Origin of the sequence: Arthrobacter ginsengisoli (assembly GCF_031456935.1) — a bacterium.
In the GTDB taxonomy this organism is placed as follows: domain Bacteria; phylum Actinomycetota; class Actinomycetes; order Actinomycetales; family Micrococcaceae; genus Arthrobacter; species Arthrobacter ginsengisoli.
The window spans coordinates 435,427-459,061 of record NZ_JAVDVQ010000002.1 but is presented as its reverse complement, the minus strand read 5'-3'; the positions used below and the strand labels follow the sequence as shown (position 1 = coordinate 459,061).

Below are 23,635 nucleotides of genomic sequence, written 5' to 3'. Positions count from 1 at the left end.
CGGGGTGGCGCAATCCAGTCAATTCAACCAATCCATTACAATAAATTGGTATCAACAAACTTGGCACACTATTGAGTTCTCAAACAACAGACACATTCGAAGTACTCACAAAAACAATTCAAAACAATTGAATTCTTTTGTTTCGGCTTTTCTTCGCTGCGATATTTCAAGCTTATTTCATCCTTATCCACTTTGCAAATCCGGATTTTCATCCAAATTTCATTCCGTGGAACAAATGAACCCAGCAAAAAAGTGAAGCAAATTTTCATATCCGCACCGCGCTCCGGAGAGCCGACAGCAGCAGGAGAATTGCTTCTCGTTTTTTTGTTGGGGTCGGCCGCCACTCATCGGTGGCGACTCAAAAAATAATACACGCTCCTCCCCGATCTTGCAAGTGGACCGGGAAGGAGCGTGCGGATGACTCGGTGCTGGGGCTACGGCGCGGCGACTTCCACGGTTGCCAGGTTCTTCTTGCCCCGGCGCAACAGCAGGTAACGTCCGTGCAGTAGCCGGGCCGGTTCGATAACAGCGTCCGGATCGGCCACCTTGGTGTTGTTGACATAGGCTCCACCCTCCCCCACCGTGCGGCGGGCGGCGGACTTGCTCTCCGACAGGCCGGAGGCGACCAGCAGCTCGATGATGCCCAGTGCGCCAGCGTCTACCGTGGCGGACGGCAGCTCAGAGGTCGCCGCCTTCAGGGTCGCTTCATCCAGCACGGAGAGATCGCCGTTGCCGAAGACCGCGGCCGACGCCGCGATGACCTTCTCCGTGGCGTCCACGCCATGGACGAGCGAGGTTACCTCGTAGGCCAGTTTCCGCTGGCCTTCGCGAGCGAAGGGGCGCTCGGCGACCGCGAGCTCCAGTGCCTCGATCTCGGCCCGGCTCAGGAAGGTGAACACCTTGAGGCGGTCCGTGACGTCGGCGTCCGCCGTGTTGAGCCAGAACTGGTAGAAGGCGTACGGGCTGCACATGGCCGGATCCAACCAGATCGCGTTGCCCTCGCTCTTGCCGAACTTGGTGCCGTCAGAGTTGGTGATGAGCGGCGTTCCCAGGGCGTGGACGTGCTTGCCCTCGACCTTGCGGATGAGCTCGGTGCCACTGGTGAGGTTGCCCCACTGATCCGAGCCGCCGGTCTGCAGCATGCAACCGTGGTCGCGGAAGAGCTGCAGGTAGTCCATGCCCTGCAGGATCTGGTAGCTGAACTCCGTGTAGCTGATGCCTTCGTCGGAACTGAGGCGGGAGGCGACGGCGTCCTTGCGGAGCATGGTGCCGACCCGGTAGTGCTTGCCGATGTCGCGCAGGAAGTCGATGGCGCTCAGCGGCGCCGTCCAGTCCAGGTTGTTGACCATCCGGGCGGCGTTGTCGCCCTCGAAGCTCAGGAAGCGACGGACCTGGGCCTGCAGGTAGCCGACCCATTCGGACACAGTGTCCTTGGTGTTGAGGGTGCGTTCCGCCGTCGGACGGGGATCACCGATCAGGCCCGTGGAGCCTCCGACGAGGCCGAGGGGCTTGTGGCCGGCCAGCTGGATCCGGCGCATAAGCAGCAGCTGGACCAGGTTGCCCAGGTGCAGGCTCGGCGCCGTCGGATCGAAGCCGCAGTAATACGTCACGGGGCCGCCGGCGAGGAGCTTTTCGAGCTCCGCCTCATCCGTGGAGACGTGGACAAGGCCGCGCCATTTCAGCTCCTGCCAGATATTGGCAAAGCTGGGGTCGTTCTGCTGGGCATCGAGAATATTTAGCTGGGACACGGAATCTAAGTTAGCAGGATCAAGGGACCCGCATCGCAGTTGACGCCGTGCACGCGGCAGCCGGACAACCACTGCCGCCCGGCAGCCGGACCGCCTACTCCTCGATGCCCGCCGGGATTCCGGCGGCAGCGATGAGCCTCAGCCGCTGGGTGGGACGGGTCATGGCCACATACAGATCGCCGACCCGCCCGTGTTCATGGTTCAGCATCGCGGACGGCTCCAGCACCACGACGCCGTCGAACTCCAGGCCCTTGGCCTCGCGGGGGCTGATCACCACGATGTCCTGCACGTAGCTGCCGGCATCCGTGCCGACGCGGCGGCCGTAGACAGCGCGCAGCGCTGCGGTCGCCTCCGGGAGGAGCCCGCCGTCGGCGATGACGGCCAGCAGACCGCCCTCCAGCGCGCCGAGTTCCTCGGGCAGAACTTCCACGAGCTTGTTGATGATCTGGCCCTGCTCGACGCGGTCTATCACGGGCGCCCAGCGGCCCTCACGGACGGCCTTCGGCGCGGAGACAACCAGGCCCGCCGCGTTGGCCATCCGGGCCGCGGCTTCCGCGATCTGCGAGGGCGTGCGGTAGTTGACGGTGAGTTCTTCGAGCTGCCAGCGGTCGCCGAACATGGGCGCCAGGGCACCCTGCCAGGAATTGGCGCCGGCCACGGAACTTGTCTGGGCAATGTCGCCCACGATGGTGAAGGACTTCAGCGGGCAGCGGCGGACCAGCAGCCGCCACTGCATCGGCGACAGCTCCTGGGCTTCGTCCACCACGATGTGCCCGAACGCCCAGTTCCGGTCGGTAGTCGCCCGCTCGGCGGCGGTCAGCCGGGATTCGCGTTCCTGGTTCTGGTCCACCAGTTCCTCAGCGGAGACCAGGACGTCCACACCTGCAGTTTCCATGTTGACCAGCGTCTGCTTGGCATTGGCAAGATCGCGCGCCCGGTCATGCTCCTGCTGGGCCAGGCCGCGGCCGGCGGCCGCGTCGAGTTCGCCGAGGAGTTCGGCGGCCTCGTCGAGCAGCGGCACGTCCGCTTCGGTCCACGGGGCGTCGGCGGGCCGGAGCAGCAGTGCGCGCTCGGCCGGCGTGTGCCCCGGGGTACACGCTTCCAGGATCGCCGGCCGGCTGAGGAGTTCACCGATGAGCTTCTCCGGTGTCATCGGCATCCAGCACAGGTTCAGGGCGATGCGGACGTCCCGGGCGGACCGGACGTCCTCGGCCAGATAGGAGCGGTCGGCGTTGTTGCCGATGCTGCCGGCTTCCACGAGTTCGGTCATCTGCTCGGTCAGTTCGCGCAGGAGGATCTTCACGAACGAGACCCGGGCCTCGTTGTGCGGCTTCCCGCTGGAACGGGCCCGGTCCCTGGCGCGGCGGACCTGGCGGGGGGTGAGCAGCAGTTTGCGCCCGTCGACTTCGAGGACGCGGTTTTCCGCCGGAATGCGCTGCCGGTTGGCCACCGCGTTCGCCACGACTTCGGCCATGTCCAGCCGGCCCTTGATGGCCGCGACGTCGGATTCGGGCTCCGCGACGGCGTGAATGCCGGGCATCAGGCGGCCCACGCTCGCCATCACAACGCCGGTTTCGCCGAGGGACGGCAGCACGCGCTCGATGTACTTCATGAACGACGACGACGGTCCCACCAGCAGGACGCCGGCGGTCTTGAGCCGGTCGCGGTGGGTGTAGAGCAGGTAGGCGGCGCGGTGCAGCGCGACGGCAGTCTTGCCGGTGCCCGGACCGCCCTGGACCACGAGGGCACCCGAGATCGAGGAGCGGATGATCCGGTCCTGCTCGGACTGGATGGTGCCGACGATGTCCGACATCCGTCCGGTCCGCTTGGAATTCAAGGCCGCCAGCAGGGCACCCTCGCCCTGGAGGGAGTCGCCGTCGGCGAGCAGGTCGGCGTCGAGCACGTCATCCTCGATCGCCTTCACCTCGCGGCCCTGCAGGATCAGGTGGCGGCGGCGGCGCACACCCTGCCGGTCGAACGCCGTGGCCTGGTAGAAGTGGCCGGCTTCGGGCGCGCGCCAGTCCAGCATGAGGCGCTGGAGGTCGTCGGTGGTCAGGCCGATGCGGCCGATGTACTGGGCGTCCCCGGAGTCGAGGTCGAGGCGGCCGAACACGAGCCGGTCGTCGACGGCGTCGAGCTGTGCCAGCCGGTCTTCGTACAGGGCCGCGAAGGCGTCCCGCTCGGAGACGTTCTGCATGGTGCCCACCGCACCGGCGCGCCGTACCTGCGCCAGCTGGGCGCGCTTTTCCGTCCGCAGCTCATCCAGCCGGGCGTACAGTCCGGCCACATAATCGCGTTCATGGGCCAAATCAGCGTCGTGCATCGAGCGTTCCCCTATCGAAAAAGACAGACCAACCATTCTACAACCATTTGGGTCTGCCCATCGGCACATGTCAGTTTTTTGCTGGCAGTCTACCGAGGCGCGCGGAATCGTCCACCCTCCCCCGGGCCGTCGTTCGCGCGCCGGCCGGCGCCGGGGCGGGTTACAGGCGCAGCAGGGAGCTGACCCGGTGGCCCTTCAGGGCCGACCGGCCGTCGAGTTCGCCGAGTTCCAGGACCACACCCACGCCGGTCACCTCGACGCCGCAGCGCTCGAACAGCCGCACGGCGGCGCCGAGTGTGCCGCCCGTGGCGAGGACGTCGTCGAGAATGAGGACACGGCTGCCGGGAGGAAGATCCGTGGTGTGGAGTTCCAGGGTGGCGTTGCCGTACTCGAGGGCGTAGTCCTCCGAGACCACTTCACGCGGCAGTTTGCCGGCCTTGCGAACCGTGATGACGCCGGTGCCGGTGGCGTAGGCCGCAGCGGCTGCCAGCAGGAAACCGCGGACCTCCACGCCGGCGACGGCGTCGAACTGGCCCCGGAACGGCTCCACCAAGGCGTCCACCACAGCCTTGAGTGCGGCGCCGTCGGCGAATACGGGGGTCAGGTCCTTGAAGACGATGCCGGGCTTCGGGTAGTCGGGGATGGTGGCGCAGAGGCCGCTGATTAGCTCGTCCACCGGTGCGGCGGTCTCATTCCGGGTCATCGTCTGGTGCTGCTCTCGTTGATTCACCCGTCAACCCTACTGGTATCGGTGCGGCCGGAGACCGCAGCAGGTCGTTCGCGAACCCGAACCGGACGACGTCGAGCGCCTTGCGGAGCGCGTGCTCCGCCTCGAACCTGGTGGCCGCCACTGCACTCACACGGTCGTGGTCCTTCGCCCATTCGGAACGGTGGAACCGGTCGGCGTCGCCGTGCAGGAGCCGTCCGTAGAGCACGTCCTCGAAGATTTCCCGCCCGTCAGCCGCGGCTGGTCCCGGGTCCCCGTGCTGCCGGCCCTGAACCATTTCGGCGGTAAACAGACCCGCAATTTCATCCGCCCCTTCGGCGAGCCGGCGGTCAGCCGCATGATTGCAGGCGCGGAGGGCCCGCACCACGAGCTTGAGCGACACGTGTTCATCCCGGACGATGAACTTGCGCAGCAGGGCGGCCCGGAAGAGCTCCAACCAATGCCGGCGTTCACCGTCCACGGAGCCTGCCGGCACGGGTCCGCCGTCAGCGGTGAACAGCTCGACCATTCGGAAATAGTCGGCGGCCAGCCGCTCAAAGATCTCGAGCCGTTCCAGCTCGCTGCGTGGCTTTCCGCGTTTCCCCTCACCCATGAGGTTCCCTCCCATCCCCGCTGCACCGCGGAACGACGACGTCCGGCCGCTAGGCCGGGCGCGCCTTCGCCGCCTTGTAGCGGGACACGGTCGGGTCACCGCTCAGCCAGAAGCGCCAAGGGTAGTCGTGCGTGCCGCCGGCGCCGGAGACACCGACGCGGGGCCCCGAGCTGATGTCCAGGGCCGGTTCGGCGGGGAGCTCCAGCCGGAACGGGCTCCCGAGGGCGTCCCGGCCGCTGTCCGCTGTCGTGATGCCGAGCGCGGTGGCGAGCCGGGCCGGGCCGCTCGCCAGGTCCTTGGGCGATTTCGACGTCGGCCGGCGGCGGCGTGCCAGCTCCTCCCCGGCCACAATCTCGCCGGCCCGCAGCAGCACCGCCGAGGCGGTGCCGTCCGGGCCGCACACGATGTTGGCGCAATGGTGCATGCCGTAGGTGAAGTAGACGTACAGATGGCCGGCCGGGCCGAACATCGGCGCGTTGCGAGCGGTGGCGCCGCGGAACGTGTGCGAGCCGGGATCCGGGTGCAGCGAGTCATGCGGGCCCAGGTACGCCTCCAGCTCGGTGATCCGCACGGACACGAGGCCGTCGCGCCCCTCATGCGTCAGCACCGCCCCGAGCAGCTGCGGCGCCACCTGCCGGGCATCGGCGGACAACAGCTCCCGGAGTCCAGGGCCAGGCACCCCACCGGCCGGAAGCCGGGCGGCAGGCACAGCGACCGGAGGTATTAAGCCCATGCTCCGACTTTAACAAAGAAGTCTTCCAAAGGACCGCCCCCGCCCCCGCCCGCTACGGCCGTGTCCGATTTCCGCTAGCAGCGGCCCGGGGAAGCTGGCAGGATGAACTCATGGACTTCTGGCAGCGCTACCGGGCAATCGACGCCCGGGACACCCGGTTCGACGGGCAGTTCTACACCGCTGTCCGCACCACCGGCATCTACTGCCGGCCTTCCTGCCCGGCCCGGACCCCGAAAGCGGGGAATGTCACCTTCTATGAGACGTCCGCCGCCGCGCACGAGGCGGGTTACCGGGCCTGCAAACGCTGCCTGCCGGAGGCCGTCCCCGGTACTCCGGCCTGGAACCTGCGCTCCGACATCGCCGGCCGGGCGATGCGGCTTATCAACGACGGTGTGATCAACCGCGACGGTGTGGAGGGGCTCGCTGCCCGGCTGGGCTATTCCTCGCGCCAGCTCAACCGGATCCTGAGCCATGAACTCGGCGCCGGTCCGCTGTCGCTGGCGCGGGCCGGCCGCGCCCAGACGGCCCGCACCCTGCTCGTCTCCACGTCGATGAAGGTGGCCGACATTGCCTTCGCCGCAGGTTTCAGCAGCGTGCGCCAGTTCAACGAGACCATCGGCGAGGTCTTCGCGATGACCCCCTCGGCGCTGCGGGCCACCGCCCGGCACCATCGGTCGCCGGCTTCGACCGCGGTGTCGTCGACGGCGCTGACCCTCGGCCTGCCGTACCGGGAGCCGTTCGATCCGGGGGTGTTTGGTTTCCTCGCGGTCCGTGCCGTCCCGGGCATCGAGGAGGGATCGGCCACGTCCTATGCCAGGACGCTGCGGCTCGCCCACGGCGATGCACGGTTCCGTGTGAACTACGACGCCGAAGCTTCGGGCCGGCCGCTGGTGCTGAGCATCGGTGCCGTCGACCTGCGGGATCTGCCCTCGCTGCTGAGCAGGGTCCGCCGGCTGCTGGATCTCGACGCTGATCCGGTCGCCATTGACGGTGCGCTGGGGTCCGATCCTCGGCTGTCCGCCAGCGTCGCTGCCACGCCGGGCATCAGGATGCCGGGGGCGGTGGATCCGCACGAGCTGCTGATCCGGGCGATGATTGGCCAGCAGATCACGGTCGCCGCGGCCCGGACGGCCCTGAGCCAATTGTCCGCGGCCGGGAGCGGGAGCCTGGTGCCGGCGGACGGGCTGGACCGGCTGTTCCCCACGGCGGCGCAGATCGCGGAGACCGGTTTCGGACTGCTCCGCGGCCCGCAGCGACGCATCGACGCGGTCCGCGGTGCTGCCGCCGCGATGGCGTCCGGCGCCCTCGATTTCGGCTATGGCGACGACCTGCCGGGGCTGGAGTCGAAACTGTTGCCGCTCGCCGGCGTCGGGCCGTGGACGGTGGGATACGTCGCGATGCGCGTGATCGGTGCCCCGGATGTCTTCCTGGCCAACGACGCGGCCGTGCGGAACGGCATCCGCTCACTCGCTGCGGCCCCCGCCGGCGCCGCAGCGCACCCTGGAACCGACCTGAGTCCTGACTTCCGTGAGCTCAGCCCCTGGCGCTCCTACGCCACCATGCACCTTTGGCGCGCGGCAGCGGCTGCCCAGTCCGCGGCCCGCAAACCATCATTAGCCCCAACGCGGGCTCCGAAGAAAGCGAAGACATGAAAGCCCAGCTGTTGACCATGTCCACCCCGGACGGCCCGTTCACCATCATTGCCCGGGACGGCGCGGTGCTGGCCTCCGGCTGGACCGCCCTCCCCGGCGAGCTGACCGGGCAGATCCATGCGGAGCTGCTGCCCGCAGAATACGAGCCCGTCCGGGATCTCGGATCCATCTCGGCAGCCGTAGCGGAGTTCTACGCCGGAAATCCGGCCCCGGCCACGGAGGTGCCGGTGCTGCAGAAATCCGGCCCCTTCCGCAGCCATGCCTGGGACATGCTGCGGACGGTGGCGCCGGGGAGCCCGGTGACGTACACGGAGTACGCGGCGCTGTCCGGGAACCCGAAGGCGGTCCGTGCTGCGGCCAGTGCCTGCGCCTTCAACGCCGCCGCCCTGTTTGTCCCGTGCCACCGCGTGATCCGCACTGACGGCACCCTGGGCGGCTTCCGCTGGGGGCTCGCCATCAAGGAAAGCCTGCTGGAACGGGAACACGAACTGGCGCCGGCCCTGAAGTAGGGCGGAACGGCGCCTGCTGTCAGCTGGCCTGTTCACGTGAAGATGTCGGCCACGTACCGGCCGTGGGTGCGTTCCACTTCATCCATCCACGCGTTGGCGTCCGTCGCCGAGGCGCCGGTCGCCTCCCGGTAGATGCGTGCGCAGGTGTCGCGGACCTGCGGCGCCATGTGCTTGCCGTCGCCGCAGACGTAGAACGTGGCGCCCTGTTTGACCAGCGCGACGACGTCGGCCCGGTCTGCCCAGAGGCGATCCTGGACGTACTTCAGGCCGTCTTCGGGGGCGGCGGAAAAGACCGGCCGGAGGTCCAGGTTGGCTTGGTCCGCCCACGACGCAAGTTCCGCGCGGTAGAGGAAGTCGGTGTCCGGGGCCCGGCAGCCGAAGAACAACAGGGCAGGCGCCGGCGTCGTATCCTCGGCCTCGGCCCGCAGTGCCCGGTCCTGGACGAACCCGCGGAAGGGTGCCAGCCCGGTCCCTGCACAGACCATGATGAGCGGGACCGCCAGGGACGGTGGCGGGTGGAAGGCCGCATTCGAGGGACGAACAGTGACTGCGACCCTTGACCCGGGCCTTGCCTCGGCGAGGTACGTCGACGAGGCGCCTTCGAAGACGCCGCGGCCGGACCACGCCGGAGCCTGAATGACAGCGAAGGTCAGGGTAGCGTGGTCGGGGCTCCAGAGCGGGGACGAAGAGATGGAATACCGCCGCGGGGTCAGCTGCGTCAGCAGTTGCAGGAACGACGTGAATGACAACTGGCAGGACGGATACATCTCCAGTAGATCCAGGATGGAGATCCGCCTGTCGAGAATCTCGGCCGAATGGCGCCCGCGGTCCTGCGCCAGGGCATCAAGTTCCGTGCGGTGCGCAGGGTCCGCCGCGACATCGGCCAGCTCCTCGAGCTGGGTGCGGGTGGCGGGGACCGCGAGTTCGACGTAGCTGCTCAGCAGTTCTCCCACGGCCACCGGCGCACCGGTGGGCAGGAAAGTGTCGCCCCGCTCCATGCTCAACTGGACGTGCGAGTCGTAATCGAGGTTGAAACGCGCCAGGGCCCGCTGCACGAGCGTGCTGGGGTTCAGCGGCAGTACGGCCAGATAATCGCCTGTCCGGTAGCTCATTCCTTCGGGCAGGGCGATCTCGACATGCCGTTTGGACCGGGCGCCGGGCTTGGCCAGATCGACCAGTTCCCGGTTCGCGACGACGGTGCCGAGGGCCAGCCCGTTCTGGCGCAACAGCGGGTCCCGGACGTTGCCCACGAACTGCAGTTCCAGCTGGGGCTGCGCGGCCGGCGAGCTCGTGTCCTGTCCAAGGGCGGCGTCTACCCCGGGCCAGAAGCCCGAGTACCACTCGTCGAAGTCGCCAAAGAAGTCCCCGCGGGCGTTGGCTTCGCCCCGGGGATAGATCCGTGCGGCGCCGGCCGCCTCCAGCCGGGCGTCGACGGCCTTCGGCACCTCCTGGTAAGTTCGCGCCCAGTCCTTGTTGCCGTTGCCGAAGACCGTGTACCGCACTCCGGCGAGGGCACCCGGCTGCAGGCCTTCGGTCCATGCCACGAACTGCCGGGCGTTGTCCGGCGGCTGTCCCTCGTAGGAGGAGGTCACGATGGTCACGAGCCCCTCCGTTGGCAGTCCGCCGACCGCCCCGTCGAGCGGGCCGATCGTGGGCGTGTAGCCGCGCCGTCCGGCGTCGTTGGCAATGCGCTGGGCGAAGTCCTTGGACGTGCCCGCGTTGGAGCCGTAGAGCACCCGGATCGGGACGCCGTTGGCCGCGGCGACCGCCGTCGCTTCCGCCTGCCGGGCCTGTTCGACGGCGGCCCGCGGGCCGGCATCGATGGCAACGTCCCGCCGTCGCACATGAATAACTAGCCCTTCGGGCTTCATCGTCAGGGTGTGCTTGATGTGCAGTTCATAGCCGGGGTCCGCCGCCGTGATATCGAAGCGCTGCAGGAGCTTGGCCAGGAACAGCATGGCCTCCTGTAGGGCAAATCCCCGGCCGATGCAGGAACGCTGCCCGTTGCCGAAGGGCTTCCAGGCATTGGCGGGGATTTCGGCGGCCCGCTCCGGGGAGAACCGGTCCGGATCGAAGAGCTCGGCATCCTCGCCCCACGCCGCCTTGTCCCGATGCAGCCGCGGGAGCAGGACCATGATGGGCTGGCCCGAGGCGACTTCGTAGCGGCCGCCGAGGGTCGTGTCCTGGAACGGAGCGACGTTGAACGCGGGGGCAGTGGGCCAGAGCCGAAGGGTTTCTTTGAGGATCTGGTCGAGGTACCCCAGCCGTGGCAGGTGCTCGAACCGGGCGCTCTCGGTGCCGAGCACCTCGTCCACTTGGGCCCGCGCCTTGGCCAGGACACCTGGATGGCGCAGCAGTTCATACAGGGTGAAGGACAGCAGGCCGCTGGTGGTCTCATGCCCGGCGATGAGGAAGGTGACCATCTGATAGCGGATGTTTTCGTCGGATAGCCGCCCGCCGGTCACCGGGTCTGCCGCGTTGAGCATGGTGTCCAGAATGTCCTCGCTGCCCGCCGGGCTGGGATTGCGCCGCCGGTCGCTGATTATCTGCTCGGCGACCTCGAACATCAGGGCATTGTCTTCCTCGAGCTGGTGCCGCCGGCGCAGCATGATCTTGTTCTGCACCGGCAGCCTGCGGGCCCGGTCCCCGGATTCGACCAGGGCGCGGACCATGGCCCCGACGAACGGATGCATCTCCTCCCGGTAGAGACTGTTGAACCGGTATTTGAATGAGCACAGGGCAATCGTGTCCAGCGTCAGGCGCGTGGTGTTGTCCGGAACGTTGATCCGGGCCGTGGGGCCGAGCCTTTCCCACTTGAGCAGCAGCTGCTCGACGATGTCGTCCATGCCCGCGAACATCCGCTTCAGTGCCGCCGGACCAAACGCCGGCATCAGGATCCGGTGCGCCTTTTGCCAGTTGGGCTCCTGCGTTTCTGCGGTGAACAGACCGTCGCCGGCGAATTGCCGTACCTCCCGGAGGGCGACGCCGATCACCTTGCCAAAGCGGGATTCGTCGCACACCTCATTGACGAGCTCCTGGGAGGAGACGGCGACGATGCTGCGGTTGAAGAACTGGATGCGGACAATGGGGCCGTACTGCTCGGCCACCTCCGCCAGCCCCAGGACTCCCTTGCTGGAGTCGATATCGGGCAGGTTGCCGACAACCGGCCGCGGCGGCGGCTGGGGTATCGGGACGCTGGGTGAAGGCACGGGCCCTCCTAAGCGGTCGCCGGTTGACGCTCGTGAGCACTGATTGCTGCCGGACCGGACGAGACCGCCCTGCCCGGATCCACGATACTCCGGCCGGATCCCGGGCACTATAGGTCCGATCGCGTCCCGGATGTTCCGGCGGACGTGAACCTCGGCCAGGGAACCCTGCGGGCGGGGCCCCTGGCCGGGCCGGCGTCTGGCTAGCCGCCGTACTCGCGCACGCCGGCAAGCTCGGCGTCGAGGGCCAGCAGCTGGCGTTCGACGGCGGCGGGTGCCGTGCCGCCTTGGGAGTTCCGGCTGTTCAGCGATCCCTCGGTGGACAGGACCGTGCGGACCTCCGGCGTCAGGTGCTCGGAGATGGCGGCGTATTCCTCGTCCGTCAGGTCCCAGAGTTCGACGCCGCGGCTTTCGGCCTGCTTGACGGCGGCGCCGGAGAGTTCATGCGCCTCGCGGAACGGAACCCCCTGCCGGACCAGCCATTCGGCGATATCCGTCGCCAGCGCGAAGCCCTGCGGAGCCAGCGCTGCCATCCGCTCGGTGTTAAACGTCAACGTCGCGATCATGCCGGAGACCGCCGGAAGCAGGACCTCCAGCGTGTCGGCGGCGTCGAAGACGGGCTCCTTATCCTCCTGCAGGTCGCGGTTGTACGCGAGCGGCAGGCCCTTCAGGGTGGCCAGCAGCCCGGTCAGGTTGCCGATCAGCCGACCGGCCTTGCCGCGTGCAAGTTCCGCCACGTCCGGGTTCTTCTTCTGCGGCATGATCGAGGAGCCGGTGGAGTAGGAATCGTGCAGGGTCACGAAGGAGAACTCCTTGGTGGCCCAAAGGATGACTTCCTCGGAAACCCGGGACAGGTCCACGCCAATCATGGCCGTGATCCACGCAAACTCGGCGAAGACGTCCCGGGAAGCGGTGCCGTCGATCGAGTTGTGCGTGGCGGAGAAGAAACCCAGGTCCGCGGCCACGGCCTCCGGGTCCAGTCCCAGCGAGGAGCCGGCGAGGGCACCCGAGCCGTACGGCGACACTCCCGCGCGCTTGTCCCAGTCCTGGAACCGCTGCACATCGCGCAGCAGCGCCCAGGCGTGGGCCAGCAGGTGGTGGCTGAGCAGGACCGGCTGGGCGTGCTGCAGGTGGGTGCGGCCGGGCATGGCCACCCCCTGGTGGGCCCTGGCCTGCTCCACGAGCGCGTCGATTGTGGCGAGCACGCCGCGGGCGATGATCCGGGCGTGGTCGCGCAGGAACATCCGGCCCAGCGTGGCGACCTGGTCGTTGCGGGACCGGCCGGCGCGGAGCTTGCCGCCGAGCTGGGTGCCGGCGCGCTCAATCAGGCCGCGCTCCAGCGAACCGTGCACGTCCTCATCGGACTCCGCCGGCAGGTAGGCGCCGGAGGCAACGTCCTCATCCAGCCGGGCCAGGGCGGCCAGCATGCCCTCGAGTTCGGCGTCGTCCAGCAGCCCGGCCTTGTGCAGCACGCGGGCGTGCGCCTTGGACCCGGCAATGTCGTAGCGGGCCAGCCGCCAGTCAAAGTGCGTGGACTTGCTCAGCGCGGCAAGGGCGTCCGCGGGGCCGCCGGCGAACCGGCCGCCCCACAGCGCACCCGTATTTGTCGCCTCGGACTTGGTGGTTTCCGACTCAGCCACAGAGGCTACTTTCCGGCAACGCGGATGTCGCGGCCGGAGGCAACCTTGGCGGACATACCCCAAAGCTCGATGAAGCCGCGCGCCATCGACTGGTCGAACGTGTCACCGGTGTCGTAGGTGGCGAGGTCGAAGTCGTAGAGCGAGGTCTCCGAGCGGCGTCCGTTGACGATCGCCTGGCCGCCGTGCAGCACCATGCGGATGTCGCCGGTGACGTAGCGCTGGGTGTCCTCGATAAAGGCGTCGAGGGAGCGCTTGAGCGGGGAGAACCACTGGCCGTCGTAGACCAGCTCGGCCCAGCGCTGGCCGACGGTGGCCTTGAAGCGGGCCTGCTCGCGTTCGATTGTGATGTCCTCGAGGTGCTTGTGCGCGGTAATGAGCGCCATCGCGCCCGGTGCCTCGTAGATTTCGCGGGACTTGATGCCAACGAGGCGGTCCTCGACGACGTCGATCCGGCCGACGCCCTGGGCGCCGGCGCGGCGGTTGAGTTCCTTGATGGCCTGCAGCGGGGTGACCTTGACGCCGTCGATCGCGACCGGAACGCCGGCCTCGAAGGAAATGGTGACCTCATCCGGTGCCGGCGGGAATTCCGGCGTGGCGGTGTAGTCGTAAATGTCCTTGGTGGGGGCGTTCCAGATGTCCTCGAGGTAGCCGGTTTCGACGGCGCGGCCCCAGACGTTCTGGTCGATCGAGTACGGGTTCTTCTTGGTCGTCTCGATCGGCAGTCCCTTTTCCTCGGCGAAGGCGATGGCCTTGTCGCGGGTCAGGGCGAGGTCGCGGACCGGGGCGATGCACTTCAGGTCCGGCCCGAGGGTCTGGATGCCGACTTCGAAGCGGACCTGGTCGTTGCCCTTGCCGGTGCAGCCGTGGGCGACGGTGGTGGCGCCGAATTCGCGGGCGGCCTTGACGAGGTGCTTGACGATCACCGGGCGGGAGATCGCGGAGACCAGCGGGTAGTGGCCCTGGTAGAGGGCGTTCGCCTTCAGCGTGGGCACGCAGTACTCGTTGGCGAACTCGTCGCTCGCGTCGGCCACGTAGGCCTCGACGGCGCCGCAGCCCAGGGCGCGCTGCCGGATCGTCTCGAGCGACTCGCCGCCCTGTCCGACGTCGACCGCCACGGCGATGACCTCGGCGCCGGTTGCTTCACCGATCCAGCCGATGGCTACGGAAGTATCCAGGCCACCGGAGTAGGCCAGCACAATACGCTCAGTCACTTCAAATGCTCCTTAGTTGTTGGGGAAAATATCGGGGTCAAGCTTGTCTACTGAAAGCCTGTCACATCCTTGTGGCAGGCCCAATCTTAAAAAGTCCGGCTGTCAGCCGGCGCCGGCTTCCTCGGCGAGCTGCAGGAAGCGGGCGGCCACGTCTGCGCCGCCCAGCGGATCCCGGGTGACCAGCAGCACGGTGTCGTCCCCGGCGATGGTGCCCAGGATCGAGGGCATCACCGAGTGGTCGATGGCCAGGGCCAGGAAGTTGGCCGCGCCCGGCGGCGTCCGGAGCACCACGATGTTCGCGGACGCTTCGGCGGTGACCAGCAGGTCCCCGCAGAGCCGGGCCAGCCGCGCATCGAGGATCTCCTGCGTGACGCCGCTTCTGGCCGCGCGTTCCCCGCCCTCCCCCGGCACGGCGTAGACGAGGACGCCTTCCTTGCCGCGGACCCGGACGGCGCCGAGCTCCACGAGATCCCGGGACAGCGTGGCCTGGGTGACCTGGACGCCGTCGTCCGCGAGAAGCGCCGCAAGTTCCGCCTGCGAGCGGACGGATTCACCGGTCAGGATCGCGGTGATCCGCGCCTGCCGGGCCGTCTTGGTCGCCGGGCTGGCCCCCGGGGACGCGGGCTGGACGGACACTATCCGAGTCCTTGAACCACGGCAAGGCCCGAGCGGTGCATCAGCCAGGCCATCAGGGCCTTTTGGGCGTGCAGCCGGTTTTCCGCCTCGTCCCAGACGACGGACTGCGGCCCGTCGATCACGGCCGCGGCGATCTCGTAGCCTCGGTAGGCGGGCAGGCAGTGGAGCACGACGGCGTCCGGCGCCGCGAGCTTCATCGCGGCTTCAGTGACGGAGTAGTCCCGGAACAGCTGGAGCCGGGCTTCCTTCTCGTCCTCCTGCCCCATGGACACCCAGGTGTCGGTGGCGACGACGTCGGCTCCCAGCAGCGCCTCGGCCGGGTCCACCGTGACGAGCACCGAGCCGCCGGTCTCCGCCGCGCGGTCTTCGGCTGCCGCGATGATCTCCGGAGCCGGCAGGTAGCCCTCGGGGCCGGCGATGCGGACGTGCATGCCGGCGGTGACGCCGGCCAGCAGGTAGGAGTTGGCCATGTTGTTGGCGGAGTCGCCGAGGTAGCTCAGGGTGAGGCCCTTGAGGTCGCCCTTGTGTTCCTTGATGGTGAGCAGGTCGGCGAGAAGCTGGCAGGGGTGGTAGTCGTCGCACAGGGCGTTGATGACCGGCACGCGCGAGTTGTTGGCCATGGCGACGAGCCCGGAGTGGGCCCCGGTGCGCCAAACGATGGTGGACACCATCCGCTCCAGGACTTTGGCGGTGTCCTCGACGGATTCCTTGTGGCCGATCTGGGCCTCGCCGGGGTTGATGATGAGCGCGTTGCCGCCCATGTCCGCGACGCCGGTGGCGAAGGAAACCCGCGTCCGCGTGGAGGTCTTGTCGAAGATCACCGCGACGGTCTTGCGTCCGCTGCCGTCCGCGGCGAAGGGCTGCACGCTGTAGGGAGCGGCCTTCATCCGGACGGCGAGGTCCAGGACCTCGGCCTGCTCGGCCGGGGTGAGGTCGGTGTCCTTGAGGAAGTGGCGGGCCTGGCTGGTCGAAGTCACGGTAGAAATTTCAGTCGCGGTCACTGGGCATCCTTTGCGGTCTGGAGGAGTGCGGGCAGCGCCGCGAGGAAGCGGTCCGCCTGTTCGGTGCTGAGGATCAGCGGCGGCGCAAGGCGGATCGTGTGCGGGCCGGGGCTGTTGACGATGAAGCCCGCCTCGAGACCGGCGGTCACGACGGCCGGTGCTATGTCGGCGTCGAGATCGAAGCCAATCAGGAGCCCTTCGCCGCGGACCGCGGTGATGCCGTTGATCGTTGCGAGACCGCTCCGCAGGTGCTCCCCCACCGTCCGGACGTGGTCCAGGATCCGCTGGTTTTCGAGGACGTGCAGGGTGGCCAGCGCGGCGGCTGTGGCCACCGGGTTTCCGCCGAACGTAGTCCCGTGCTGGCCGGCCGTCAGCAGGGCGGAAGTGTCCGGGCCGAACGTGACCAGCGCGCCGATCGGGAAACCGCCGCCGAGGCCCTTGGCGAGTGTCACGGCGTCCGGCACGATCCCGGCGTCCTCGCTCGCCAGCCATTTGCCGGTGCGGCCAATCCCGGTCTGTACCTCGTCCAGGATCAGCAGGGCGCCGGCGGCGCTGGTGGCCTCCCGCGCGGCCTTCAGGTAGCCGTCGGGCAGCGGGAGGACGCCGGCCTCGCCCTGGATCGGTTCGAGGAAGACGGCGGCGACCGTCTCGTCCACAGCGGAGCGCAGTGCGTCAATGTCGCCAAAGGGGACATGTTCGACGCCGCCGGGCAGCGGGGCGAAGGGAGCCCGGTAGGCCTCCTTGGCAGTGAGGGCAAGGGCGCCCATGGTGCGGCCGTGGAAGGCACCTTCGAGTGCGATGATCCTGGTCCGGGGCTTCGCTGTGTTTTCCCTACCGGTACTACCCGCGGCACCGTCCGGGCTTGTCCCGTTATTCCGCCGCGCCAGCTTGAACGCGGCCTCGACCGCTTCGGTGCCGGAGTTGGCGAAGAACACCTTTGAACCGGCCGGCGCCCTGGTGATTTCCAGCAGTTTCTCGGCCAGCGCGATCTGCGTGGGGCTCGTGAAGAAGTTGGAGACGTGCCCCAGGGTGGCGAGCTGGCTGGAGATCACCGAGGTCACGAAGGGGTGGGCGTGGCCGAGGGCGTTGACGGCGATACCGCCGAGCAGGTCCAGGTACTCCTTGCCGTCGGCGTCCCACACGAGGCAGCCGGCGCCGCGGACGAGGACCCGCTGCGGGGTGCCGAAGACGCCCAGCAGGGAGGAGGAGTAGCGGGACAGCCACTGCGCGCCGGAGGCGTGGCCGTGCACGAGCTCCCCCACTGCGGAGTGCTCTAGATCCGTGGACGGTGTTTCGATCGGGTTCATTTGTTTTCCTCGTCCGGGACGACCTGCGTGCCGATGCCCGCCGTCGTGAAGGTTTCCAGCAGCATCGAGTGCGGCAGCCTGCCGTCCACGATGTGCGCGCGTTCGACGCCGCCCTCGACTGCCTTCAGGCAGGCTTCCATTTTCGGGATCATGCCGGACTCCAGGCGCGGCAGCAGCTCGCGCAGTTCCGATGCGGTCAGCGAGGAAATCAGCGAGGAGCGGTCCGGCCAGTTGGCGAAGAGCCCCTCGACGTCGGTGAGGATGACCAGTTTCGAGGCGCCCAAGGCTTCGGCCAAGGCCGCGGCGGCGGTGTCAGCGTTGACGTTCAGCACCTGGCCGGTCGTCTGTGCCTGCCGTGATCCCGGGTCACCGCTGCCGTCCTCGAAGATCTCCGGCGCCACGGTGGAGATCACCGGGATCCGCCCGGCCGCGACGATATCCAGGATTCCCTCCGGGTTCACGCCGATCACTTCGCCGACCAGGCCGAGGTCCACCTCCTCGCCGTCCACGACGGTGCCGGTGCGGACCGCGCGGAGCAGGCCGCCGTCCTCGCCGGACATCCCGACGGCGTACGGGCCGTGCGAGTTGATCAGGCCGACGAGCTCGCGGCCGACCTGGCCGGTCAGGACCATCCGGACCACGTCCATGGCCTCGGGTGTGGTTACCCGCAGTCCGCCCTTGAACTCGGATTCGATGCCGAGCCGGCTGAGCATCGCATTGATCTGCGGGCCGCCGCCGTGCACCACGACGGGGTGGATGCCCACGTGGTGCAGGAAGACAACGTCCTCGGCGAAGGCACGGCGGAGCTCGTCATTGACCATGGCGTTGCCGCCGTACTTGATCACCATGGTGGTGCCGGCGAAGCGCTGGATCCAGGGCAGTGCCTCGATCAGGGTGCCCGCCTTGCTCTGGGCATCGGCCATGGAGGTGGTCTCGCGGGTCTGGGTGTTCATGTTGATCGTCCCTCCGGGAACTGCCTAGCTGGAGTAGGCGCTGTTTTCGTGGACGTAGTCGTGGGTGAGGTCGTTGGTCAGGATCGTGGCCTCGGCCTCGCCGGCCTGCAGGTCGATCTCAACCAGGACCTCGCGGGGTTCCAGATCCACGAGGTTGCGGTCGTCGCCGATGCTGCCGTTGCGGCAGATTTGGATACCGTTCATGGACACGTTGAGCTGGTCGGGCTCGAAGACCGCGTCGGTGGTGCCGACGGCGGAGAGCACGCGGCCCCAGTTGGGGTCCTTGCCGAAGATCGCGGTCTTGAAGAGGTTGGAGCGGGCGACGGCGCGGCTGACGACTTCGGCGTCCCGCTCGCTCGCGGCGTTGAACGTGCGGATGGCGATGTCGTGGCTGGCGCCTTCGGCGTCGCCGATCAGCTTGCGGGCCAGTTCGGCACAGACCTGGGTCAGACCGCGGCCGAACTCGACGGCAGAGGGGACCGCGCCGGATGCCGCGGAGGCCAGCAGCACCACGGTGTCGTTGGTGGACATGCAGCCGTCCGAGTCCGCCCGGTCAAAAGTGACCCGGGTGGCGTCGCGGAGCACGACGTCGAGCATTTCCGGCTGGACGTCCGCGTCCGTGGTGAGGACTACCAGCATGGTGGCGAGCCCGGGGGCGAGCATGCCGGCGCCCTTGGCCATCCCGCCGATGGTGAATTCCTTGCCGGCGGCATCGGCACCCGTGAAGACCGCCTGCTTGGACACCGAATCCGTGGTCATGATCGCGGTGGCGGCATCGGATCCGCCGTCGGCACTGAGCGCTGCTGTGGCGGCTCCGATCCCGGCGAGGATCTTGTCCATCGGAAGCTGCTCGCCGATCAGGCCGGTGGAGCAGACAACGACGTCGGTGGCGGAGACGCCCAGCGCCGCGGCGGTCTTCTCGGCGGTGCTATGCGTGTTCTGGAAGCCCTGCGGGCCGGTGCAGGCGTTGGCTCCGCCGGAATTGAGGATCACGGCGTCGGCGCGGCCGTCCTTGACCACCTCGCGCGACCAGTGCACGGGCGCTGCGGCCACCCGGTTGGAGGTGAACACGGCCGCGGCGGCCTTGGCGGGTCCGTCGTTGACGACGAGGGCAAGGTCCGGGTTGCCGGAGGTCTTCAGGCCGGCCGTGACGCCGGCGGCGCGGAATCCCCGGGGGGCGGTGATGCTCATGGTGCGACTCCCTGCAGTTCGAGGCCGGCGGTTTCCGCCAGGCCGAGGGCAATGTTCATGGACTGCACGGCCCCGCCGGCGGTCCCCTTGGTCAGGTTGTCGATGGCACAGGTGACGATCACGCGGCCGGTGTGCGCGTCCAGTGCCAGCTGCATGACGGCGTGGTTTGACCCCTGCACGGACTTGGTGGCGGGCCAGCGGCCTTCCGGCAGCAGGTGCACGAAGGGCTCGTCGTCGTAGGCCTCGGTCCAGGCGTGGCGGAGCTCCTCCTCGGTGACGCCTGGCCGCACCTTCGCCGTGGCGGTGGTTAGGATGCCCCTGCTCATGGGCGCCAGCGTGGGCGTGAAGGACACGGTGACCGGAGCGTTCAGGGCCTTGGAGAGTCCCTGTTCGATCTCCGGGGTGTGCCGGTGTCCGCCGCCCACACCGTACGGGCTCATCGATCCCATGACCTCGGCGCCGATCAGGTTGACCTTGGCGGCCTTGCCGGCCCCGGAAGTGCCGGAAGCGGAGACGATGACGACGTCGTCCGCCTGCAGCAGGTGGTTGCTGAAGCCGGGAGTAAGGGCCAGCAGGGCCGACGTCGGGTAGCAGCCCGGGACGGCAATCCGTTTGGCGCCGCGGAGCGCCTCGCGCTGGCCGGGAAGCTCGGGCAGTCCATAAGGCCAGGTGCCGGCGTGCGGGGACCCGTAGAACTTCTCCCAGGCGGCCGCATCCTCCAGGCGGTGGTCGGCACCGGCGTCGATCACGACGGTGCCGGCCGGCAGCTGCGCCGCGATCGCCGCGGAGGCGCCATGCGGCAGGGCCAGGAACACCACATCGTGGCCGGACAGGTTCTCCACGGTGGTGTCTTCGAGAATGCGGCTGGCCAGACCGTGGAGATGCGGCTGCAGTTCCCCTAGTCTGGAACCGGCGTTGCTGTGCGCCGTGATGGCGCCGATGGTGACGTCGGGGTGGCCGGCGAGGATCCGCAGCACCTCGCCGCCGGCATAACCGCTTGCACCTGAGACGGCAACAGAAATAGTCATAGCTAGGACTATACAGCAAGAGTATGCATAGATGTCGATATTTATGCATCCATTGCCGCGTGCCCGCTCACTGCGGCAATGGCCGGGGGAGGTACGGCCGGGGGACGTGGTGATGAAGGAATTTTTCGACAGGTTGCCACCCTGGGCGCTGAACACGTCGCGGGTCCTGGCGGTGCTGACTCTGCCCATGGCAGTGATTGCGGCGGTTTTCGTCGCCGCCTTCGTGGGCACCTGGGGACTGGACCATGACATCTTTTACATGCGCACCGAGGCCACGCTGATAGGTATCGTCCCGCTAATTGTCGCGGTAATCATTTCACTTTTTATCCGCTGGTTCGGATCTCGAAAAGTGGCATTCCGTCTGCTGTGCTTTTCTTTGGCAGCGCTTGTCCTTTTTGTGGGTACTGCCGCAGCCTTAGAGACAATCAACTGGCTGCCCGTATATTAGGCGCACTTGGGACGCGCCGGAGGACAAAGAGTTCACTGCTGCTGATTTGCAGGACGTGTTGGATGCCAGCGGATGGTCAACGGTAATAATACAAACCGGCGAATGCGATCTGCGCGACAGTGAAAATGGACCATCCCCGTCTTGTGTAGCAGAGGGCCCGGTTGGCAGCTACAAGGCAACTGTCCGAATTGTTAAAATACACAATCGGGAATTGAGAATGTACCTGCGCCCCGCGAGCCACGTCAGATAATTCCACTCCAGCAGGAACGGCTACTGCATTCCGGTAAGAAACTCTGATTTTCTCCCTTTCTGTAAGGAGCCTGGGCGGCCGGCGGGAAACAGGGCGTAATGCCGCGGGGCGTATGCTTGGTAAGGGTGATCCAGACCGTGCAGTCCGAGTGTCGGACACAGCGCCGCCCGCAACAGTCTCGAGGCGCCCGCTCCATGACCCTGACCACTGCCACGCCGGCGCGACCGAAATCGCGCATCCGCCAGCCCAACGCCGTCGTCCTGAGCTACTCGGAACTCCTTAAGACCGTCAAGGCCGCGGGCCTGCTTGAACGGCGCGTGGGCTTCTACGTCACGGTGTTTTCCGTTCTGGTACTGCTGATGACCGCCACCTGGTTCGGATTCGCGCTGATCGGTGACAGCTGGTTCCAGCTCCTCATCGCCGCGGCCGTCGGCATCCTCTGCACCCAGCTGAGCTTCCTGGCCCACGAGGCCGGACACCGGCAGATCTTCGCCTCCCGCCGCGCCAACGACTGGGCCGCACGGCTGCTCGCCACCTCGGTCGCCGGGATCAGCTACTCCTGGTGGGAGCAGAAGCACGGTGCGCACCACAACCACCCGAACGTCATTTCCAGGGACCCCGACATCGCCACCGGCGCCATCGCCTTCTACCCCGAAGCGGCGGCCACGCGGCAGGGACGCTTTTCCTACCTGACCCGCAAACAGGGCTGGCTGTTCTTCCCGCTGCTGTTCCTTGTGGGCCTGGGCCTGCAGATCGATTCGATCAAGTTCATCTTCCAGCGCGCCAAGGTCACGCACCGCTGGGTTGAAATCCCGATCGTCATCGCCCGCCTCAGCGTGCTCCCCGTGCTCGCCTTCACCTTCCTGCCCTGGGGCATCGCGCTGGCGTTCATCGCCGTCCAGCTCGCCGTGTTCGGCTTCTACATGGGAGCCTCCTTCGCCCCGAACCACAAGGGCATGCCGGTCCTGCCGGCGGACAGCCGCGTGGACTTCTTCAGCCGCCAGGTCCTGACGTCCCGGAACATCTCCGGCGGCCGCTTCATGGACATCCTGCTCGGTGGCCTCAACCGCCAGGCCGAGCACCACCTGTTTCCTGACATGGCACGTCCGCAGCTCGACAAGGCCGCCGTGATCGTCCGTGAGTTCTGCGCGAAGCACCAGGTTCCCTACACGGAAACCACGCTGCTGCAGTCCTACGCCATCATCGTCCGGTACCTCAACGACGTCGGCCTCTCCGCCGGACGCCACTTCGAATGCCCGATGGCCACGGTGACCCGCCGGTACTGAGCGGCAGCCGCTCTCCGGCCTTCCCTGGTCCTCCCGCGCAGGCCCTGATTTCCTGTTTGACCCGAAGTGACGGCCGGATACCGGCCGTCACTTCGTTGTTGGCGCCGGGTGTCCCTAGGATGGGTGCAGGAATTCAGACCACGCAAGGAGCCACATGATGCATACAATCGTCGCCCGCGAGGCCGGTGGCCCGGAGGTCCTCACGCTGGTCGGGCGGGAGCGCCCGGTTCCGGGTCCGGGCCAGCTCCTGGTCAAGGTCGCCGCCGTCGGCGTGAATTTCATCGACACCTACAAGCGCAGCGGCACCTACAAAGTCCATTACCCCTTCACCCCCGGTTCGGAGGCCTCGGGCACCGTGGAGGAACTCGGCGACGGCGTCACCGGGTTCTCCCCGGGCGACCGGGTGGCCACGGCCGAAGGCATCAACTGCTACGCCGGCTACGCCCTGATCGATGAGGACAAGGCCCTGCCGGTCCCCCACGGCGTGGACGACTACACGGCCGCAGCCCTGCCGCTGCAGGGCATTACGGCGCACTACCTGATCAATTCCTCCTTCAAGGTGGAGCCCGGCCACACCGTCCTGCTGCACGCCGGAGCCGGCGGGGTTGGCCTGCTGCTGATCCAGCTGCTCAAGGCGAGGGGCGCGCGCGTTATCACCACCGTCTCCACCGATGACAAGGAGCAGCTGGCCCGCGAGGCCGGCGCCGACCATGTGCTGCGCTACGCGGGCTTCGCCGCCAAGGTGCGGGAGCTGACCGACGGGACCGGCGCGGATGTCGTGTACGACGGCGTCGGGAAGGACACCTTCGACGGGTCCCTGGATGCCCTGCGCATCCGCGGCACCCTGGTGCTCTTCGGTGCCGCGTCGGGACCGGTGCCGCCCGTCGACCCGCAACGGCTCAACGCCGGCGGCTCGCTGTACCTGACCCGGCCGACGATTGCCCACTTCCTGCGCAATGCCCAGGAACGCCGCTGGCGCTCTGACGAACTCTTCGCCGCTGTGGCCGATGGCAGCCTCAAGGTCCGGATCGGCGCCCGCTATGACCTGGCCGAAGCTGCCCGGGCCCATGATGACCTGGAGCAGCGGCGCACCACCGGCAAGGTCATCCTGGTCCCGTAGCTCCGGCACCTCCGGTAACAGTGTGCGAAAGTCCGGGCGGCGGAGGAATATTAACAGAAGGCAACCCCGGACAC

General features: G+C 67.7%; 20 protein-coding genes. 6 read left to right on the top strand and 14 right to left on the bottom strand.

Annotation, left to right across the window (positions count from 1 at the left end; all coding sequences use genetic code 11):
• On the top strand, nucleotides 1-256 hold a 256-nt coding region (locus J2X01_RS04230), incomplete at its 5' end, for a hypothetical protein (protein WP_310050879.1).
• Nucleotides 257-434: 178 nt separating this feature from the next.
• Here the strand turns inward: J2X01_RS04230 and tyrS are convergent.
• The 5 genes from tyrS to J2X01_RS04205 form a co-directional block, all read right to left on the bottom strand.
• A complete protein-coding gene (gene tyrS, locus J2X01_RS04225; RefSeq protein ID WP_310050878.1) occupies nucleotides 435-1,748 on the bottom strand; it encodes a tyrosine--tRNA ligase in 1,314 nt (437 codons plus the stop codon).
• A gap of 94 nt (nucleotides 1,749-1,842) precedes the next feature.
• Complete coding sequence (locus J2X01_RS04220; RefSeq protein WP_310050876.1) at nucleotides 1,843-4,071, bottom strand: HelD family protein; 2,229 nt, start codon at nucleotides 4,069-4,071, stop codon at nucleotides 1,843-1,845.
• 160 nt (nucleotides 4,072-4,231) lie between these two features.
• On the bottom strand, nucleotides 4,232-4,774 hold the full coding sequence (locus J2X01_RS04215) for an adenine phosphoribosyltransferase (protein WP_310050957.1): 543 nt from the start codon (nucleotides 4,772-4,774) through the stop codon (nucleotides 4,232-4,234).
• The gene (locus tag J2X01_RS04210; RefSeq protein WP_310050874.1) at nucleotides 4,761-5,390 is read right to left on the bottom strand and encodes a hypothetical protein; all 630 of its coding nucleotides are present in this window, start codon (nucleotides 5,388-5,390) and stop codon (nucleotides 4,761-4,763) included. The genes J2X01_RS04215 and J2X01_RS04210 overlap by 14 nt, the downstream gene beginning before the upstream one ends.
• Nucleotides 5,391-5,439: 49 nt before the next feature.
• The gene (locus tag J2X01_RS04205; protein ID WP_310050872.1) at nucleotides 5,440-6,123 is read right to left on the bottom strand and encodes a DNA-3-methyladenine glycosylase; all 684 of its coding nucleotides are present in this window, start codon (nucleotides 6,121-6,123) and stop codon (nucleotides 5,440-5,442) included.
• Between the two features lie 110 nt (nucleotides 6,124-6,233).
• On the opposite strand from J2X01_RS04205, the gene J2X01_RS04200 reads away from it, so the two are divergent.
• Together J2X01_RS04200 and J2X01_RS04195 are read left to right on the top strand one after the other, a co-directional pair.
• Nucleotides 6,234-7,775 (top strand): AlkA N-terminal domain-containing protein, encoded by a 1,542-nt coding sequence (locus tag J2X01_RS04200; RefSeq protein ID WP_310050870.1) that lies wholly within the window; start codon nucleotides 6,234-6,236, stop codon nucleotides 7,773-7,775.
• Nucleotides 7,772-8,284 (top strand): methylated-DNA--[protein]-cysteine S-methyltransferase, encoded by a 513-nt coding sequence (locus J2X01_RS04195; protein WP_310050868.1) that lies wholly within the window; start codon nucleotides 7,772-7,774, stop codon nucleotides 8,282-8,284. Before J2X01_RS04200 ends, J2X01_RS04195 begins: the two co-directional genes overlap by 4 nt.
• 32 nt (nucleotides 8,285-8,316) lie before the next feature.
• Here the strand turns inward: J2X01_RS04195 and J2X01_RS04190 are convergent, their stop codons facing one another.
• The 9 genes from J2X01_RS04190 to argC all read right to left on the bottom strand — a co-directional run bounded on the left by J2X01_RS04190 (nucleotide 8,317) and on the right by argC (nucleotide 20,457).
• Entirely contained in the window at nucleotides 8,317-11,493 is a 3,177-nt protein-coding gene (locus J2X01_RS04190) for a bifunctional cytochrome P450/NADPH--P450 reductase (RefSeq protein WP_310050865.1), read from the bottom strand.
• A gap of 200 nt (nucleotides 11,494-11,693) precedes the next feature.
• Entirely contained in the window at nucleotides 11,694-13,130 is a 1,437-nt protein-coding gene (gene argH / locus J2X01_RS04185) for an argininosuccinate lyase (protein WP_310050862.1), read from the bottom strand.
• A 5-nt stretch (nucleotides 13,131-13,135) separates the two neighbouring features.
• Nucleotides 13,136-14,341 (bottom strand): argininosuccinate synthase, encoded by a 1,206-nt coding sequence (locus J2X01_RS04180; RefSeq protein WP_091557836.1) that lies wholly within the window; start codon nucleotides 14,339-14,341, stop codon nucleotides 13,136-13,138.
• 102 nt (nucleotides 14,342-14,443) lie between these two features.
• Nucleotides 14,444-14,977 carry an arginine repressor gene (locus J2X01_RS04175; RefSeq protein WP_310050858.1) on the bottom strand — a complete coding sequence of 178 codons (534 nt, stop codon included), beginning with the start codon at nucleotides 14,975-14,977 and terminating at the stop codon, nucleotides 14,444-14,446.
• Nucleotides 14,977-15,954 (bottom strand): ornithine carbamoyltransferase, encoded by a 978-nt coding sequence (gene argF, locus J2X01_RS04170; protein WP_310050855.1) that lies wholly within the window; start codon nucleotides 15,952-15,954, stop codon nucleotides 14,977-14,979. The genes J2X01_RS04175 and argF overlap by 1 nt, the downstream gene beginning before the upstream one ends.
• Nucleotides 15,955-15,974: 20 nt before the next feature.
• Nucleotides 15,975-17,285, bottom strand: a complete 1,311-nt coding sequence (locus J2X01_RS04165; protein WP_310050853.1) for an acetylornithine transaminase — start codon at nucleotides 17,283-17,285, stop codon at nucleotides 15,975-15,977.
• Entirely contained in the window at nucleotides 17,282-18,238 is a 957-nt protein-coding gene (gene argB, locus J2X01_RS04160) for an acetylglutamate kinase (protein ID WP_310050851.1), read from the bottom strand. Before argB ends, J2X01_RS04165 begins: the two co-directional genes overlap by 4 nt.
• A 24-nt stretch (nucleotides 18,239-18,262) precedes the next feature.
• Nucleotides 18,263-19,429, bottom strand: coding sequence for a bifunctional glutamate N-acetyltransferase/amino-acid acetyltransferase ArgJ (gene argJ / locus J2X01_RS04155; RefSeq protein ID WP_310050848.1), 1,167 nt, complete (start codon nucleotides 19,427-19,429; stop codon nucleotides 18,263-18,265).
• Nucleotides 19,426-20,457 carry an N-acetyl-gamma-glutamyl-phosphate reductase gene (gene argC / locus J2X01_RS04150; protein ID WP_310050846.1) on the bottom strand — a complete coding sequence of 344 codons (1,032 nt, stop codon included), beginning with the start codon at nucleotides 20,455-20,457 and terminating at the stop codon, nucleotides 19,426-19,428. Before argC ends, argJ begins: the two co-directional genes overlap by 4 nt.
• Nucleotides 20,458-20,488: 31 nt before the next feature.
• On the opposite strand from argC, the gene J2X01_RS04145 reads away from it, so the two are divergent.
• The 3 genes from J2X01_RS04145 (at nucleotide 20,489) to J2X01_RS04135 (ending at nucleotide 23,561) form a co-directional block, all read left to right on the top strand.
• Nucleotides 20,489-20,905, top strand: coding sequence for a hypothetical protein (locus J2X01_RS04145; RefSeq protein ID WP_310050844.1), 417 nt, complete (start codon nucleotides 20,489-20,491; stop codon nucleotides 20,903-20,905).
• Between the two features lie 444 nt (nucleotides 20,906-21,349).
• Nucleotides 21,350-22,441 (top strand): fatty acid desaturase family protein, encoded by a 1,092-nt coding sequence (locus tag J2X01_RS04140; protein ID WP_310050841.1) that lies wholly within the window; start codon nucleotides 21,350-21,352, stop codon nucleotides 22,439-22,441.
• Between the two features lie 154 nt (nucleotides 22,442-22,595).
• On the top strand, nucleotides 22,596-23,561 hold the full coding sequence (locus tag J2X01_RS04135; RefSeq protein WP_310050840.1) for a quinone oxidoreductase family protein: 966 nt from the start codon (nucleotides 22,596-22,598) through the stop codon (nucleotides 23,559-23,561).
• Nucleotides 23,562-23,635: the final 74 nt, after the last annotated feature.

Bases quoted from the DNA above. Each gene is read 5' to 3' on its own strand.
- J2X01_RS04220 (WP_310050876.1), bottom strand. From the start codon at position 4,071: ATGCACGACGCTGATTTGGCCCATGAACGCGATTATGTGGCCGGACTG.
- J2X01_RS04215 (WP_310050957.1), bottom strand. From the start codon at position 4,774: ATGACCCGGAATGAGACCGCCGCACCGGTGGACGAGCTAATCAGCGGC.
- J2X01_RS04210 (WP_310050874.1), bottom strand. From the start codon at position 5,390: ATGGGTGAGGGGAAACGCGGAAAGCCACGCAGCGAGCTGGAACGGCTC.
- J2X01_RS04205 (WP_310050872.1), bottom strand. From the start codon at position 6,123: ATGGGCTTAATACCTCCGGTCGCTGTGCCTGCCGCCCGGCTTCCGGCC.
- J2X01_RS04200 (WP_310050870.1), top strand. From the start codon at position 6,234: ATGGACTTCTGGCAGCGCTACCGGGCAATCGACGCCCGGGACACCCGG.
- J2X01_RS04195 (WP_310050868.1), top strand. From the start codon at position 7,772: ATGAAAGCCCAGCTGTTGACCATGTCCACCCCGGACGGCCCGTTCACC.
- J2X01_RS04165 (WP_310050853.1), bottom strand. From the start codon at position 17,285: ATGAACCCGATCGAAACACCGTCCACGGATCTAGAGCACTCCGCAGTG.
- argB (WP_310050851.1), bottom strand. From the start codon at position 18,238: ATGAACACCCAGACCCGCGAGACCACCTCCATGGCCGATGCCCAGAGC.
- argJ (WP_310050848.1), bottom strand. From the start codon at position 19,429: ATGAGCATCACCGCCCCCCGGGGATTCCGCGCCGCCGGCGTCACGGCC.
- argC (WP_310050846.1), bottom strand. From the start codon at position 20,457: ATGACTATTTCTGTTGCCGTCTCAGGTGCAAGCGGTTATGCCGGCGGC.
- J2X01_RS04145 (WP_310050844.1), top strand. From the start codon at position 20,489: ATGTCGATATTTATGCATCCATTGCCGCGTGCCCGCTCACTGCGGCAA.
- J2X01_RS04140 (WP_310050841.1), top strand. From the start codon at position 21,350: ATGACCCTGACCACTGCCACGCCGGCGCGACCGAAATCGCGCATCCGC.
- J2X01_RS04135 (WP_310050840.1), top strand. From the start codon at position 22,596: ATGATGCATACAATCGTCGCCCGCGAGGCCGGTGGCCCGGAGGTCCTC.